14 protein-coding genes are annotated in these 16,326 nt (G+C 63.4%); 2 read left to right on the top strand and 12 right to left on the bottom strand.

The annotated features are described in order from the left end of the window. Window positions 1–43: 43 nt before the first annotated feature. Genes BN973_RS23025 through BN973_RS23015 form a run of 3 tightly spaced genes read right to left on the bottom strand, consistent with a single transcriptional unit; the run spans window position 44 to window position 3,918 of the window. Entirely contained in the window at window positions 44–1,183 is a 1,140-nt protein-coding gene (locus BN973_RS23025) for an acyl-CoA dehydrogenase family protein (RefSeq protein ID WP_036471027.1), read from the bottom strand. Continuing rightward, window positions 1,180–2,343 carry an acyl-CoA dehydrogenase family protein gene (locus BN973_RS23020; protein WP_036471026.1) on the bottom strand — a complete coding sequence of 388 codons (1,164 nt, stop codon included), beginning with the start codon at window positions 2,341–2,343 and terminating at the stop codon, window positions 1,180–1,182. The genes BN973_RS23025 and BN973_RS23020 overlap by 4 nt, the downstream gene beginning before the upstream one ends. Then, window positions 2,344–3,918 (bottom strand): AMP-binding protein, encoded by a 1,575-nt coding sequence (locus BN973_RS23015; RefSeq protein ID WP_036471025.1) that lies wholly within the window; start codon window positions 3,916–3,918, stop codon window positions 2,344–2,346. Window positions 3,919–4,308: 390 nt separating this feature from the next. Here BN973_RS23015 and BN973_RS23010 point away from each other — a divergent pair, with 390 nt between their 5' ends. Then, the gene (locus BN973_RS23010) at window positions 4,309–5,472 is read left to right on the top strand and encodes a cytochrome P450 (protein ID WP_036471024.1); all 1,164 of its coding nucleotides are present in this window, start codon (window positions 4,309–4,311) and stop codon (window positions 5,470–5,472) included. Here the strand turns inward: BN973_RS23010 and BN973_RS23005 are convergent, their stop codons facing one another. From BN973_RS23005 to BN973_RS22975, 7 genes are all read right to left on the bottom strand, one after another. After that, window positions 5,473–6,849 (bottom strand): protoporphyrinogen/coproporphyrinogen oxidase, encoded by a 1,377-nt coding sequence (locus BN973_RS23005; protein ID WP_169718245.1) that lies wholly within the window; start codon window positions 6,847–6,849, stop codon window positions 5,473–5,475. A 38-nt stretch (window positions 6,850–6,887) separates the two neighbouring features. After that, a complete protein-coding gene (locus tag BN973_RS23000; protein ID WP_139830313.1) occupies window positions 6,888–7,658 on the bottom strand; it encodes a hypothetical protein in 771 nt (256 codons plus the stop codon). A gap of 40 nt (window positions 7,659–7,698) precedes the next feature. Further along, window positions 7,699–9,270, bottom strand: coding sequence for a phytoene desaturase family protein (locus tag BN973_RS22995; protein WP_036471021.1), 1,572 nt, complete (start codon window positions 9,268–9,270; stop codon window positions 7,699–7,701). A gap of 104 nt (window positions 9,271–9,374) precedes the next feature. Next, window positions 9,375–10,199, bottom strand: coding sequence for a hypothetical protein (locus BN973_RS22990; RefSeq protein ID WP_139830314.1), 825 nt, complete (start codon window positions 10,197–10,199; stop codon window positions 9,375–9,377). Between the two features lie 24 nt (window positions 10,200–10,223). Continuing rightward, entirely contained in the window at window positions 10,224–11,066 is an 843-nt protein-coding gene (locus BN973_RS22985) for a hypothetical protein (protein WP_139830315.1), read from the bottom strand. A 7-nt stretch (window positions 11,067–11,073) separates the two neighbouring features. Beyond that, entirely contained in the window at window positions 11,074–12,456 is a 1,383-nt protein-coding gene (locus tag BN973_RS22980; RefSeq protein ID WP_036471018.1) for a protoporphyrinogen/coproporphyrinogen oxidase, read from the bottom strand. Next, window positions 12,453–13,562 (bottom strand): spirocyclase AveC family protein, encoded by a 1,110-nt coding sequence (locus tag BN973_RS22975; protein WP_036471017.1) that lies wholly within the window; start codon window positions 13,560–13,562, stop codon window positions 12,453–12,455. The genes BN973_RS22980 and BN973_RS22975 overlap by 4 nt, the downstream gene beginning before the upstream one ends. 78 nt (window positions 13,563–13,640) lie before the next feature. Here BN973_RS22975 and BN973_RS30065 point away from each other — a divergent pair, with 78 nt between their 5' ends. Further along, window positions 13,641–14,261, top strand: a complete 621-nt coding sequence (locus BN973_RS30065; protein WP_051641431.1) for a TetR/AcrR family transcriptional regulator — start codon at window positions 13,641–13,643, stop codon at window positions 14,259–14,261. A 72-nt stretch (window positions 14,262–14,333) separates the two neighbouring features. On the opposite strand, the gene BN973_RS22965 is transcribed toward BN973_RS30065, so the two are convergent. After that, a complete protein-coding gene (locus BN973_RS22965) occupies window positions 14,334–15,230 on the bottom strand; it encodes a DUF7064 domain-containing protein (RefSeq protein ID WP_036471016.1) in 897 nt (298 codons plus the stop codon). A 158-nt stretch (window positions 15,231–15,388) separates the two neighbouring features. After that, window positions 15,389–16,066: a TetR/AcrR family transcriptional regulator gene (locus tag BN973_RS30060; protein WP_051641430.1), complete on the bottom strand. Its 678-nt coding sequence runs from the start codon at window positions 16,064–16,066 to the stop codon at window positions 15,389–15,391. Window positions 16,067–16,326 lie beyond the last annotated feature (260 nt).

The raw sequence follows: 16,326 nt of genomic DNA, 5'->3' as shown, positions 1-16,326 counted from the left end.
GGCTCCGATGGGCAAGGTATGGGGTCGGGCGCTACGGCCAGAGCTAGCGCAGACCGAGTGACCCGCTGATGATCTCGCGCTGAATCTCGTTGGTACCGGCGTAGATCGGCAGAACCAGTGAATGCCGCACATGGCTCTCCATGTCGTATTCGGTCGCATAACCGTAGCCACCCATCATCTGCATGCCCTCGAGCGCGATGCGTTTGGCGACTTCGGACGTCTTGACCTTGGCCATCGACGTCATACGTGTGGTGACTGGATCGGCGCCACGCTCCAAACGCTGAGCGACCTCGTAGGTGAGCAGGCGGGCACACTCCAGATCAGTCGCCAGATCCGCAATCCGATGGCGCAGCGCTTGAAACGTTCCGATGACTTGGCCGAATTGCTTGCGCTCCTTGACGTATGCGATGGCATCGTCAAGCGCCCGTTGGCCGATCCCCAGCCCGACCGCGGCGCCGAGCAGGCGCTCGCCGTCGAGACCGGCCATGATTTGTGGGAAGCCCCGGCCCACCTCGCCCACGACGTTCTCCGCGGGAACAAAGCAATCGGTGAAGAAGACATCGTTGACTTCACGACCCCCCAGTGTGGAAATGCGGCGCGTCTCGATGCCGGGGGTATCACGCGGTACTTCAAAAATGGTCAAACCCGCATGCGGTTTCTCGCCGTGACTGGTTCGCGCGACCAATAAGATCCGGCCCGCCCGGTGTGCGTACGAGCACCACGTCTTCTGCCCGTTGAGCACATAGCCGTCAGCGACCGGCTCGGCCCGGCAGGCGATCGCGGCGACGTCTGATCCCGCACCCGGTTCGGAGATCGAAATCGACATGATCTCACCGCCTGCGATCGCCGACAGCGCCTCGCGCTTCTGCTGCTCCGACCCGAATCGCTTGTAGCACCCCGCAACCGTCGTCGTCGGGCCGAGCGCCTTGACCGGAGCAAGTCCGCGCCAGAGTTCCTCGAAGAGAATCGTCTGTTCGACGTAGGTGCCGCCGGAACCGCCGTATTCCTCGGGGATTGCCACGCCCAGCCAACCGAGTTGCGCGAGCTTCTGATAGAGGACCGACGATTGATCTTCTTCCTCGGCGTCGAGCAACGCCTCACGCTGTTCGCGGGTGGCGCATTCGCGCGTGCAGAAGTCGCGCACCGCCTGCTGAAAATCCTGCTGTTCGACGGAGAGCGTCATGCTTGTGGAAATCTGCGGTCGGGGAACAGGCCCGCGGCGACTCCGTTGCGCAGCACGGCCGGTGCGCCGCCGGCCACCACGTTGGTCACGCAGTCCCGATGAATGCGCTGGATGGGGAAATCGGTTGTCACGCCGTAGCCCCCGTGCAGTTCCATCGCCTTGAGGGTGATCTGCGGGCCGACCGTAGCCCCGAACAGCTTGGCTTGAGTCACTTCGGCGAGTTTCGGAAACCGGCCCTCGATCGCCGAGGACGCCGCCCGGTAGGCGAGCAGCCGCAGCGCCTCGATCTGGACCCACATGTCGGCCAGCGAGTGGTAGACGGCCTGAAAGTCGATGATCGGCTTGCCGAATGCCTCTCGCTGTTGGGTGTACTTGGCGGCCTCGTCATAGGCGGCCTGGCTGAATCCGAGCCAGAAGCCACAGTTGTGCAGGCGTTCGAGATTGAATGCCGTCATGAGCCGGGCGAACTGGCCAGGGCCGACGATCACGTTCTCGGCGGGCACTCTGACGTCGGTCAGCACCATGTCGCCGTGGTGGATTCCGCGATCTCCTATGTAGACCGGCCCGCGCTGGATCTCGACACCGGGCATCGAGTTGTCGACGACGATGGCGCCGATGCCTTTCGCCCCGGGCACGTCGTCGAAGCGGACGAAAGTCGCGTTGAGGTCATTGACATTCGAACCGGTCAGAAAGCTCTTGGTGCCGTTGAGGATGAAGTCGTCGCCATCGCGCACCGCGGAGGTGCTCAGATGCGTCAGTGCGGAGCCGGCCTGCGGTTCGGTGAGCGCGATGTTGCAGGCGCGTCGGCCGGCGACGATATCGTGCAGGTATTTCTCCCGCACCGCGTCGCTGCCCAGCAGGAACATCGAGGGTCCCGGGCCGCTGGTGCAGAACACCGGCTCGGGAGGCAGCCAGGATTGGGCGTAGCGGAACAGCGCCTCGACCACGATCAGGTACTCGACCGCCCCGCCGCCCTGCCCGCCGTATTCCTTGGGCATCGCGACCCCGAAAAGCCCTTCCGCGCCGACACGATCAAAGATTTCGCGATAGGGCGCGTCATCGGACTGGTCCCATTCGCGGGCCTGGTCGGCGAACGACCGGCCGAGCTTCTCCGCCCGAGCCTGCAAGTCCTGTTGCTCCGGTGTCAGAGTGAAGTCCATCTAGCGGCGCTCCTGTTTGGCGACGGTCAGATCCATTGCGTCGAAATCCCATGTCGCCGCGTTATTTCCGGCATCACGCAGCTTGTGCTTGAGCACCCGGCCGACACCGTTGCGGGGCAGCGCCTCAAGGAAGTCGACATAGCGCGGTATTGCGAAGTAGGGCAAGTTGTTCTTGAAGAAATCGAACAACTCGGCCGGCTCGACGGGGGAGCTGGTGACGATGCAGGCCTTGATGTCGTCCTCACCCAGGTCCGACGCCACGGCGACCACCGCGGACTCGACGATGGCCGGGTGGGCATCGATGGCCTGTTCGAGTTCAAAGCTGGAAATGTTCTCGCCGCGGCGGCGGAGACTGTCTTTCTTGCGATCGATGAACGCAAACGCCCCACTCGGTAGACGCCGGCCATTGTCACCGGTGTGGTACCACAAGCCCCGAAAGGCCTCGACTGTCGCGGCGGGATTGTCGAAGTAGCCGTTGAACATGGCGTACGGGGCCTTGGGGCGAAGACAGATTTCGCCCGTCGCCTCGCCCTCGAGGACGTAGCCTTCGTCATCGAGCAGGGCCACCTCGAGGTCGGGTGCCTCGATACCGCAGCCGTTCGGATCGCGCCGGTCCGATGACAGCGTTGTCAATGTCGCTGGCATGCATTCCGTTTGGCCGAAGATGTCGACCCAAGGGTCCACACCGAAACGGTCCCGGAACGTTGCCTGCGATTCGAGCGAAAGCGGCGCGCACATGATCCGGGTGACTTTGTGGTCGCGATCGGACGGCGACGGCTCGGTCGCCAGTATCGCGGCGCCCATCGCGCCGACGGCGATCATCAGCGTCGCGCCCACTTCCCTTGCGCGGGGGAAGTAGGCGCGCGCGCTGAATGTCCCCTGCAAGTAGGCGGGTATGCCGTAGATCAAGGGCAGTGTCACAGTGACCAGGCGTGCGCCGGCATGAAACAGGGGGAGGCCGGCGAACAGGATGTCGTCGCTGCCGACTTCGAGCGCGGCGCCGATGATTTCGCCGCTTCGGCAGTAATAGCCGTGGCTGGCGACACATCCTTTGGGGAGCCCGGTGGTGCCGGAGGTGTACAGGATGGACATGGTGTCGGACGCGCTCAACTCCACCGGGGGCGGAGTATCGCCATGGTCGAACAAACTCGCATACGGAATTTCGCCGTGCTCGGCTTCGTCGAGCATGATCACTGCCCGTAGGTCGGGCAATTGGCTGCGTACCGGAGCCAGTGCGTCGCGGCCGGCGGCGTCGGTGACCAAAAAGCCCGATCGAGACTGGCGCAGCTGGTGGAGCAGGAACTCGCCCTTCAGGTAGGCGTTCAGGGGCACTTGAGCCGCCCCGGTCTTCGCGGCGCCGTAGAACAATTCGAGCAATTCGATGCGGTTGGGCGCCAGCATCGCTATCTGCTCGCCCGGGCCAACGCCCAACCGAGCCAGTCCCGCCGCGAGCGCGTCCGACCGCTGATTCATCTCGGCGTAGGTGTAGACGTAGTCGTCCATCGCGCAGCACACGCGATCGGGCGTACCCAGTGCGCGCGCACGCAGGATGTTGCCAATAGCGTCACGAACCATCGCGGCAACCCCGTCTAATAACCGGCTTCGGACAGCGATGGCGGGTGTCGACTCGTTGTTCTTGCATGTCTTCCATTTTGAGGGTGCGTTAACGATCACTTACGCGTGTTCGTCGTAGTGCCCAGCGGTTTGGGCCTTGCTGCCTCTGCCGACGGCCCCGACGCGTGTACACTGCGACTATTTTGAGACAGTACGGCTATAAATTATGTCTGTCAACGATGCCGATGTGTCTTTCCGGCGGCGTCGATGCGGCGATCGCCGGAGCGTCCAGATTGTGATCTAGGTCACAAAATCTCTATTAGATGCGTGTGTGATACTCAAGTACAGCGACACTAACTCACCCTAAAATTTAACCCTGATTAATTGTGGTAATGAGTCGGAGGAGCTGTCATGGAGGTCGGCTGCCCGGCGCTACCCGCGCTGGAGACTTTGCCCTTTGCTCAGGACCGCGAGTCGGCCTGGCACATGCTCCTAGCGCCCGGAAAGGTCGCGGTGTCCGATGCCGGCGTGTACTTCATCAGCGGCGCCGATGTCGTCGAGGAGGCGGCCACTCATCCGGAGCTGTTTTCGTCATTTGGCGCTTTCGATCTGGTGGGCAGCCCATTTCCTATGGTGCCGATCGCTTTCGACCCGCCCGAGCACACCCGGTTTCGGCGGGTGCTGGACAAGTTCTTCGGCCCCCGCCGGATGGCCGAACGCGCAGCCGAGTTGCGCAAGCAGGTGGGCGAGCTGATCGATCAGATCGCGGCATCCGGCGGTAGCGCTGAGGTCATGAGTGCACTCGCGGTTCCGTTTCCCTCCCAGGTCTTCTTGACGCTGTTCGGTCTGCCACTCGCCGACCGGGACGTCCTGATCGGCTGGAAAGACGCGGTTTTGGCGTTCTCCGCCGCCGAGGGGTTGGAGCCGTCGCCGGAGACCTTGGCGCGAGGCGCCGAGCTCATGAACTATCTGAACGGGCATCTCGCCGATAGGCGCCGCACCGGGGCTGATGACCTGCTGGGCCAACTGCTTTCCGACCCGACCGAAGGCGCGCTGACCGACCAGGAAATCATCGGGCTGTGTTTCCTGTTCCTCATCGCGGGGCTGGATACCGTCACCGCGGCAACGGGATTCGCGCTCTACGAGCTGGCCCGAAATCCCGCGTTACGCTCGACGCTGGCCGATGAAGACGAAGCGATTACGCACTTCATCGAAGAGGTCTTGCGCATCAACCCCCCGGTTCCTTATGTCCCTCGGATGACCACCGCCGAGGTCACCGTCGCGGGTGTGACGATCCCGGCGGGATCACGGTGCTGGCTGGGGCTGGGGACCGCCAATCGCGACCCCGAACGCTATCCCGACGCCGACGTAATGCACCAGAGGCGGAACAATCACTTCACCTTCGGCCGGGGGCCGCACCGCTGCCTGGGCTCACACCTGGCCCGCCTGGAACTGCGTCTGATCATCGAGGAATGGAATCGGCGGATCCCGACGTGCTCGGTCTTGGCGGAGCCGACGGTCGGATGGCCGTGCGGGACGCTGCACTTCCAGGAACTGTGGTTGCAGATCGGTTGATCAGCTCGGCTCCCCGACCAGGATCGGCTGCGAGCGGGGCGCCAACACGGCGTTCATGATGCGATTCGCCGCTTCCTGACCGCTTACCAGTGCGCCGTTGAGACCGGAGATTCGGTCCAGGTCCGACGCGAACTGGACACGTGCAGTCCAGTCGAGGTGCTTCTGAAAATCCGCGATTCGCGCGAATCGGCCTTTGTCCATCACCGGGACGGATTCGGGCCAGCGCGCGACGGCGTGTTCCTCGAGGCTGTCGACGACATCGCCGTAGTAGCAGCGGGCCCGATCTATCGCGTACTCCAATACGTCCTCGTCGCTGAGATCTAGTGTGCGCTCTAAGTATTCGTGTGAGAGCAGCACGGTCAGCAGACCCTTGTCTTCGGGTGCCCGGCCGGGTGCCTTGGCGTGATCGGCGATCACCGCGATCGTATCGGGGTCCTCGTGCGGCGACACCATGTAATAGGTCGCCGGATCTTTCGGGCGTCGCGACAACCCGAGACAGACGCTGCCGAGTCGCCGGTAGCGGGTTGTCTCGTACAGCGCCCGGTGGTTGTCGTCCATTTGGGGAAACATCGTCAACGCATAGTGGGCCTGAGTGGCGATGACGCACGCGTCGAAGGTCTCGGTTCGTTGACTGCCGCCGCTCTCGGGCGTGAAAGTGACCTCTACGCCTGCTCCGATGTCGGCGACGTTGGCCACCGGGTGCCCCAGCCGGACCCGAAGCCGCCGGGCGAGTTCCTCGGGCAGTCCACTGACGCCGGGGCGGAGGTTGTACATCGTGCTGACGAGCATGTTGCGTATCGTCCACAGCAGCAACGCGATTGAGGTGTCGTCATCGTCGGCGACCCAGGTGCTGCTGACCAATGGTCTGCCCGCCCATTGCAGCAATTCGTCATTGAGTTCGCGGCGGAAATACTCGCGCACCGTTTCGGTATCCAACAGGGCGACCTGGTCGTAGCTGTGGTAACCGAGGCTGCCCCTGGCTTTGAGCATGGGGCGCAGCAACTTCAGGGCCTTGATCTTGCTGCGCGCCGACAATGCGCGGGTGGTCAATCCGGTGCGGAGCAGCTTGCCGTAGTCGAGCAGGTGCTTGTCACCCCGCTTCGGCATCGCACCCCATACCGGAACCTCGGTGAACAGCGGGCCGAGGCCGAGCTCGTAAATCAAGTCGATCGATTCGCGATAGGTGCCGAGGTAGAACGCGGCGCCCAGATCCATGATGTAGTCGCCGTTGCGGACCGTCCATACCCGACCGCCGACTCGGTCGCGTGATTCGAACACCGTGACGTCGAAGCCGCGCTGCTGGAGCCGATAGGCGGCGGTCAACCCCGCCAGCCCGGCACCGACGACCGCAACGGTTCCTCTGAGTTCGCCAGGCACGCGGCCTCTTTCCGTCCCTATCGCGAGCAGCGTTGCGGTCAGGTCAATTTCGGGCTTGCCAGCTCAGATCTGTCACCGGTGAGCCAGTCATTCATCTTGGCCTGTTCCTGTGTGCGTTCGTCATCGCCGATGGCACGCAGCAGCAGCACGACCATCAGGACGAACCAACTGAAGTAGACGCACAGTGGGACCCACCAGGCGAAGATCCCGTTCCAGGCCAGGGGGCCTGTCTTGAAGAAGGGGATGATTGCCGCGGGCACCCAGATCATCGCGACCCAGATGTTGAAATAGCCTGCCCAGCGCGGGAAGACCGGTTTGGCGCCTTTGTCGAGCAGAATCGCGACACCCAGCGACGCGACCTGGATGCAGGCCGAGGAGATGATCCCGAGGAACATCAACCAAGCCATGTCATTGAGCATCTGAACGGTTTCGGGGCTCCATTCGTGGAGGCGGTACAGCGCGGTCTGCCAGATCGCGAAAGGCAACAGGAACTCGACGCACAGCAGACCGCCGGACACCAGCTGCGACTCGGCAAGAACCGACCGCACTCCTTCCATCCGTCGCATCTGGGCGGCGATCACCGCACAAAACGGCACCAGCAGTGCGCACGAGAAAAGGCTGATCACCAGGCCCAGCCGGATCAGGTTGGTGTGGTCACTGAACTGAGCGATCAGGGCGGCACGGGATTTGGCGGGGCTCGGCGGAGGGATGAAGTGGCAGAGGAAGGTAAACGCCGACGCCCAAATCGCGATCATGACCGGACCGCACCATACGCACAGCCGTTGGGCTGTCAGGTTCATGTTAGGCATCGGTCGTTCTCCTAAATCGGGTCGAATTGCCTTGCTATGTCTATTCGTTGCGTAGTGCGTGCTGGGCTGCCAGCCGTCCCGGCCACCCGACTACCCCGCCGGTCGGATGGGTCCCGGCGCCGGTCTGGTACAGGGCCTTGATCGGGGTGTCGTAGCCGCCGAGGCCGTGCGCGGGGCGATTCTTGCCCAACCGGGTAACCAGCATGTCGACATGGAAGTACGCGCCGGCCGGTGCGGCAAAGCGGGTCTCCAGATCTTGCGGGGTCGACACGATCCGCCCGATCTCGGTCTCTAGACCGCCAAGGAAACGCAGCCCTGACTTCCAGATCTGTTCTGTGTAGGCGTCTTTATTGACGCCCCACCCGTTACTCGGATAGCCGGGCACATTCGAATGCAGGTAAAGCACGTCGCCCTCGGCGGATGCGATCGATCGATCCGGCGCCGACAGGATGGCCATGTAGACCGGCGGTGTGTCCACATTGACCCCGCGCTTCATCGCATACATCTGCTCGATGTGATCCTCGAGCGTTCCGGTCATGAAGGTGGTGGTGCGGATGTCTTCACCGTCCCGCTTGGCCCGGGCCGCTTCGGCTTTCGGGTAACCGATCCGGCCCGACGTCGCAACGTCGATCTTGAACGCGGCGGCGTTGACCGAATTCGCCGGGATCAGCGCGACCCTGTTGCGGTCTTCGCGGCTCAGCTGGTCCTGCGGGACGAGCTTGCCAAGGGTGACTTGTGCCGCCGCGTTCGAGACGACCCCGCGCCGGCTGCGGAGTTCGGTGCCGTCTTCGAGTAGGACGCCGGTCGCACGTCCGGCATCGACGAGGATTTGCTTGACGCCGTTGCCCAGCCGCACGACGCCACCGTGGCTTTCCAGCTTGCCTTTGAAGGCTTGGACCAGGTTTGTCATGCCGCCCCGAGGGCGCTGGACACCGAGGTGGCGGTGTACGCCGGCGAAACCCAGGAAGTAGGCGCCCGAGCCGATGGCGTCCGCGGGCCCCACCATCGAAGACCAGTAGGCCCACATCCCACGCATGGCGTCGGACTCAAAGGTTTCCGAGATCAGTTCGAAGACATTGAGCGCCAGCATGCTGCCGATGAAGCGGCGGGTGGCCCGATCGGGCCGGTGCCGCAACAGGTACTTGGCGAAATCGACCTTGCCCCAGGCGGACGGGTCCTGGACGGTGAGGATGTCGATCAGATCCATGATCCAGTCGATCGGTCCGCGAAGCTGCTCGTAGGTGCGGGCGTCCTTGGGGGAGAAGTACCGGATGTCCTCGAGCGCGCGGGCGAAATCGCACCACAGCAGCAGCGTGTCGCCGTCCTCGTTCATCCAGCCGTACGGGTGCGCGAGGGGAACCGTGTCATAGCCGAAGTCGGCCAGGCGCATCTCACGGGCCAGCGGTGTCTGGGCCATGAAAAGGTCATCCATCGCCCCGATGCTCAGCTTGTGCTCCGGCGCATCCTCCAGGTACGGGTAGCTTGCCGAAAGACCGCCGAGTACCGACAGCCGCTCGACGACACAGACGGAGCGGCCTTGCTCAGCAAGGGTCGCCGCCGCGCAGAGCCCGTTGTGCCCCGCCCCGACTACGATGTAATCGAACGTTTCCATGATGTGAATCCTAGGTGAGTCGGGTTGACGCCGTAAATACCAGGGAATTAGATGTGCTCATCGTCGGCGCCTCAAGATGTTCGAGTAACGATCGTTCCGATTTGTTACGCGCGCGAGAAGGCATGCATTCGGTCCTCGGTGGACGCATCGAAAGTTGGTGGGGGTAGCAGCCGCCACTGACCGGTTCCGATCCGGATGAGACCGTCGATCGCGATGACCCCGAGCGCCATGCTGAGTGCTGCCGCCGCCATTCGCACACCGCTGGGCATGTCGGTGTTGGTGATCGCGAAGTGCGGCATCGCCAGCACCCAAGATGCCATGTACGTCGCGAACGGCACCAGCACCAGCAACAACTGCCGCGCACCGGTGAACAACCACGACAAGCGGACGACCACCACCGCGCCGAACAGTGATCCCAGGCTGTTGATCACCAGCCAACTGACCGGGAAGCCACCGATCGCGAAGGGTTGGTCCCCGTAGTACACGTACAACTTGGCGCCCAGCATCGGTAACTCGAGTAAGACGTTGAGCACACCGAAAATCGCGATCCCGGACCACATCGCGCGGCGGCTGGCGCCGCGCTTGAACGCCAGCGCCATCACATAGGACAGCCCGCCGAAGAAGACGATGTACGCCAGCACCACCCACACCGGCACACCCCTGCCGAAGGCGGTGTAGCCGAGCACCCCGTCCAGCGGGAAGAAGCAATGGCCCAGCACGTCGACCGTCGCCTCATTGAATGAGCAGACGTAGCCACCGACCAACATCAGCAGGAAGGCCGGTGACCCGGAGCGCTTCCAGTCGACCAGGGCGGCGATCACAAAGCCCGCCACGACCACGGCGAGGATCCCGGTGATGATCGCTTGCGCGGTCGTCGGGGTGGTCATCTCCCACGGGGGTTGGGCAATCGCAACTATCGAGGTCCTCATGGCCAGCACTCCTGTTCTCCCGGGCTATGCATTGACGGCGCTGCGCTCGAAGTCGGTTCCCGGCGAACGCTCGGTCGGGTTCGGCGCCACCGGAACCGGGGGCAGCAGTCGTAATTGCCCGGTGCCGAGGCGGATCAAGGTGTCGATTGCGAGCAGGCCCAGTGTCGTGCTCACGGCCGCGGCGAGCATCCGCACGCCGTGGCTTGCATCCGTGCCGAGTACCAGGAAGAGCGGCATGCCCACCGCCCACGACGACATGAACGTCACGAACGGGACCGCGAGCAGAAGCAGTCGGCGACTGCCGGTGAAAAACCACGAGAGCCGGGTGATGACGACCGCACCCAGCAGTGACCCGAACGCGTTGAACACCAGCTGGCTCAGCGGGAAGCCACCCACCAGGAACGGCTGATCGCCGTAGTAGACATAGAGTTTCGACTGCAGCAGCGGGATTTCCATCGCGAGATTGAGTGCCCCCCAGATTCCGATGCTGATCCGCAACGTCCGGCGGGTGACCCCGTTTTTGAAGGCCGCCGACAGCACATGGGTGAGACCGCCATAGAACACCACGTACGCCAGGATCACCCAGATCGGGATCGACCGGTTGAACACGGTGTGGCCTATCCATCCGTCGGCCGGAAAGAAGCAATGACATAGGAAGTCGATCAGCGGCTCGTTGAATGAGCAGATGTACCCGCCCGCCAGTAACAACAGAAAGGCCGGCTGCTTCGTGCGATACCAGCTGACCAGCGCGGCGATGACGAATCCTGCTACCACAACGGCAAGCACGGTCGTAATGATCGCTTGAGGTGTGGCGGGAGTCGTTATTTCCCAAGGGGGTTGGTCCATCGCCAGCGTTGCGCTGGTCATTGCGGGCTCATAGTCTCGGGCTACCGATGAGCCGCGACCGACCGGCGCCGCCGGTGACTCTGTCGGAGAACAGAGCCGAGACACGAGCGGCCGCTTCCTTACCGCTGACCAGCCCTCCGTTGAGACCGGGGATGCGGTCCAGGTCGCTGGCGAACTGCACACGTGACCCGCGGTCGATCTTCTTGCGGAAGTCGGCTATTCGTTTGAAGCGACCTTTGTCGAGGACCGGAACGGATTCGGGCCAGCGGAACAGCGCGTGCTGCTCGAGGTCGCCGGGGAGCTTGCCGTAGTAGTACTTGACCCGCTCCAGTGCGTGGTCGACCAAGTAGTCGTCGTCGCGATCGTCGGTGCGGTTGAGGTAGGCGGGTGACAGCAGCACCGAGATGAGGCCCTTGCCGCGCGGCGCCCGGCCCGGCGCCTTGTTGTGGTCGGCGATCACCGCGATGGTGTCGGGATCGTCGTAGGGCGAGACCATCGAGAAGGTCCCCGGGTCGTTTGGTCGCGCCGAAAACCCAAGTGAGACATTGCCTAACCGGTGGTATCGCGCGGTTTCGTACAGATTGCGGTGGTTTTCGTCCATCTGCGGATACATGCCCAGCGCGGGTTGGGCCGTCGTCGCGATGACGGCGGTGTCAAAGGTCTGGGTCTGTTCGCCCGATGACGGTGTCGTGTAGGTGACTTCGACGGCCGTACCGTTGTCGGTGACGTTGCTGACCGTGTGCTCGAGCTTCGTGTCGACCAGCGTCGCCAACTTCACCGGCAGTCCGGCCACCCCGGATGTCAGGTTGAACACCGATTTGACCAGCATGTTGCGCACCGTCCAGTGCAGCAGGGCCACCGAGGTGTCGTGGTCTTCGTGCACCCAGGTGCCGCTGACCAACGGGGCGGAAATGTAGCGGGCGAGTTCGTCGTTGAGCACCCGCTGGCTGTAGTCGTACACGGTTTCGTTGTCGATCTCGGCTAGCTCGTCATAGGTGTCGTAGCCGAGGCTGGCCCGGTGCTTGAAGACATCTGCGAACAGCCGCAGGGCCTTGATCTTGGCGGGCCAGGAAATGACCTGCGTGCGTAGGCTTGCCCGGATGGGTCGTGCGAGATCGAGATAGTGCTGCCTGCCCTGCCGTGGCATGCCGAAAATCACCGGCGTTTCTACGAACTCGTTGGTCAGGCCGACCTCGTGGATCATCGCGACCGCTTCCTGGTAGGTCCCGAGGTATACGGCGGTGCCTAGATCCATCACGAAATCGCCCTTGCGCACGGTCCAGATCCGCCCGCCCACCCGATCGCGGGTTTCGAATACCGTGACGCGGAAACCGGCCTTCATCAGTTCGTAGGCGGCCGCCATCCCAGCGATTCCGCCCCCGATCACGGCGGCCGTGCTGTGCTCTGTCATCGACGCCTTTCCGGTAAGAGCTCGGGGCGATCCGGTGCCGACTGACGCGAGATCGGCAGCTTAGGATCCGGGCAATTGAACGCGGTGGTCGGTCCACACACCCCGCCGTTGCGCCAGGTTCGTTCGATATGCGGTTGGGGCATCGGACCGGAATGCAACGCGTAGAACCAGTACGGAAAGTTGAACGCGATCAAGATCGCCAATTGTGCGGCGCCGGCGATCGCGCAGAACCTGGCGAAGGTCTTGGTGCCCTCGCGTTTGAACTTCAACTTGTCGATGCCGCGTTCGGGCCAGGACCGGCCACGGTCATCGCGGAAGAAGTGCAGGCAGCTCAGGATGATGAACGTCCCCGGCCAGCTCAGCGGCTCATACAGTGGGAACTGGTGATCGGTGCCGGCAAATAGCGTCAGCCACGGGATGGTAGACGAGTAGCTGATCAGCCCCGTCCTCGTCATGATCAACTCGACGATGAAGTCGCCGATGATCATCACGCCGTAGGTCTGCAAGATGAGTCGAAACACGCTGCGCGACGGGTCTTTCCGACGCTGATAGGTCATGTACCGGGATCCGGCATAGCCCGACATCGCGCACATCCAGAGGTACGCGGTGAAATACACCATCGGCACGGGGATCAGTTGCCCGTTGCCCGAGCTCCATCCCGGGATGTGCGACAGCCAGCTCCCGAAATTGACGAACGTGGTGGCGTATTGGAATTGGTAAGTGGTCCAATCGATCCACGGCTCCTGGAAAAACATCAGCCAGCCGGCGAGGAAGAACAGACCGTCAAAGCTGAAGCGGCCGGTGCGCAGCTTCGGCCCGATGACGAAGTGCCAAAGTATCCAGCCGGTGATGAAGATGCCGAAGATCACTTCGACGCAGCGCACCAGCACCACGTACCAGGTCGGCTCCAGGCCGCGCCCGAGCGTGTTGGGCGTGAAGTCCCCGCTGACGATCCACATCGTCCAGCAGTAGGCGATCAGGGCCAGCCACAGAAAGCCGTGGACGATCCAGATCTTGGCCCACGTGCGTTGCGCCGCGACCGGATCCGGGCCAGCCACGCCGACCCCCGTCGGCTTGGCTGCCGTGAACGGGCGTTCATCCAGCATGTGACCACGGTAACAGATCTATCTGTCGATGAACAGATAAATATCTGTCTGTCGACAGAAACGTCGTACACTCGTGGCGTGTCCAGTGCGATCAAGCGTCGGTCGAGGACGAATCAGGAGCGCGTCGAGGAGTCGACGCTTGCCCTGATCGCGTCGGCGATCCAGCTGTTCGCCCGGCAGGGCTACGAGCGGACGACGGCCGTCGAGATCGGCATCAACGCCGGTTTCAGCCGCAACATGGTGCGGGACCGCTACGGCTCCAAAGACGCCTTGCTGCAGTCGGTTTTCGATACCTTCGCCGATCTTTTGCTTCCCGCCATGCGGCGCGAGCGCGGTGGCACCGGGCTGGACCGTGTGCTCAGTCAGCTCGACGATCTTCTGGACGCGGTAGAGCGCGAACCCGAAACGATGCGGGCGATGATCGTGCTCACCTTCGAGACACCGGCCGCGTTGCAGGGCTTCGCCGGTTGGTTTGACCGCCTTATTGCCGACTATGAGGCAGAACTCACCGACCACTTCGCTGCGGGTCAATCCGACGGCTCGGTCAGAAACGACCTCGACCCCGCGCGCGAGGCCGAGATCTTCGTGTCTTACGCAATCGGCCTGTGCTTCAGGTCAGCCCTGCGCCACGATGGCTACGACTTCGCGGGAGAGATCAAAGCCTGGAGGGCCCGCCTTGCGCAACAGTACTCCGTCTAACCTCTTGTGACGGTGGGGTTTTCGAGGCCTCTGCTTGGGGCTTGCTCGATCGAAGGCCGTCGGCTGCGGTGTTCACCGAGGCAGGTCGCGGATTCGGGCGAGGCGTTCGAGCCAGCCGTAACCTCGTTCGTCGTCCCATTCGAAGACGAGAGGCCCTTCGACGAGCATTGTTGCGGCCGGGTCGTCGACGTCGACGCCCAGGGCTTGGCCGATGGGGTGCAGCAACGTAAATGGGGTCGCCGCCGTCACCTGCCCGGAGACGGTCACGGTGCCGAAGTCACCGCCCAAGCTGATCTGCACCTCACGGGGGTCGCCGGACGGACTTGTCACCGGTGGAACTTCCATGGCGCTGACATCGTGAATCGTCTTGCCGTCGAACAGCATTCCGGCGGTAAAGCCGGGCCCGTCGTCCTGCCAGATCCGTACCCCGAAGTAGACCTTGCCGCTGGGGGTGAACCCGAACGACCAGCCTTCCCTGGCGAGCTTGCTGTGATCGCGGAACCCGCGGCTGTGGTCGCGGAATCCCCGAGCGGAGAAGTTGGTGGTCAGACCGGCGATGGTGACCGCCCCGTCGAGTTGCATCGCCTGCTCGGTGTGCATGTGCCCGAAGTCCTGACCGACGATGCTGCCGGCACTCCAGGGCGGCAGCACCGCGCGGGCCGTGATGTCCATCCGCAGCGGTTCCACCGGTCCGTCGGTGTGCAGACCCACGGCGAGCCGCTTGGTGGTCACCCGTCGCGCCATGCCGTCGAACCGCAGCCGCCAGGTCTGGCACGGCTCGACACAGCGGAAAGAGATCGCGCCGGCATCAGCGAGATCGCGGGTGCGGGAACTGGCGAAGGATCGGGACACCAGGATGTCGCCGTTCGCCAGGTGCAGACACAGCACGCCCTCCCAGACTGCGGGGTCGGGCGCGACCCGAGAGAAGTGGGCATAGAACGAGATCCCGCTCGATAGGTCGTTTCCCACGCACACAAGGTTTTCGCTCCACCCTGGCGCGCGGTCGTCGGGAACCACCAGCAGGTCGTCCGCCGGTTCAACACCGTAAGGGTTTCCCAGGTCGATGATCAGCTCCTGACTCTTCGAAGTTGCAATGCAGTGGCGGCCGGCTCAGATGGGCCGCGCGATCAGCCGATACCTTCCCGCACCATTTGGCTCATCAGCGCGATCAATTCGGTGCGGCCGGGCCGGTACAGGCCCTCCGGCAGCAACAGCGGAGCCAGGGCGGTGACTCCGATGACCATGCCGGTGATGAGCCTGACCCACATCTGGGCGTGCTCGATTTTGTAGGTGTGGCCGGACCGGTGCCAGTGGTCCACGCTGAGTTCGTTGAACCGGGCGAACATCTCGTCCATCCGGGCCACGGCGTCGCGCACCGGGCCGGCCGCCTCGGGGTCGCCGAGAGCGGAGATCAACGCCAGCACCGAATAGCTCTTGGAGTTCAAGTGGTCGTAGAGGCTGGCCACGCTGGGCTCGTAGATCGCTTTATGGTCGATTGCCGGATCGGCGCCGTCGGTGATCAGTGACCGGTACTCGGCGGTGTAGTCGGTGAGGAAACCGAGGAACGGCTCGACCACCGCCGCGGTGAAAAGGCCTTCCTTGGAACCGAATTGGCGGTACACCGTCACCGGTGGAGTCCTGGCGAGTCTGGCGATCTCACTCGTGGTGGCCCCGCTGTAGCCGCGACGGGCAAAGACCAGCGCGGCCGAATCGATCAATGCCGTGCGGACATCGGCGCTGCTGCGCCGCGGCCGGCGGGAGCGTTGGCCGCCGCCGGGGGCGGTATCGCCTGACGACCGCGTCATCAGATGACCAGTCTCAACTGGCCGGGCGGATCGGCGACGGTACCGCCGAGGCGGGCCGCAGCGTGATCATCGCCCATATCTAGCAGAGTACAACTACTCAGCCCGTGGTGCTGAATATCGGTGTAGGCAAGTGACAATGGCGAAGTGAGACCGTTCGTTGACAGGGCACTAGATACATGATCATATCTATCCGGTAGCACGACGTCACCCCCAGAAGGAGATCCGGGATGCGGGCACAGGCCCTTGCCTGCCTGATGATT

It is taken from the genome of Mycobacterium triplex (assembly GCF_000689255.1).
GTDB classification, from domain to species: Bacteria; Actinomycetota; Actinomycetes; order Mycobacteriales; family Mycobacteriaceae; genus Mycobacterium; species Mycobacterium triplex.
Note: the sequence above shows the minus strand (reverse complement) of the source record. Positions and strands in the feature narration are given on the sequence as shown.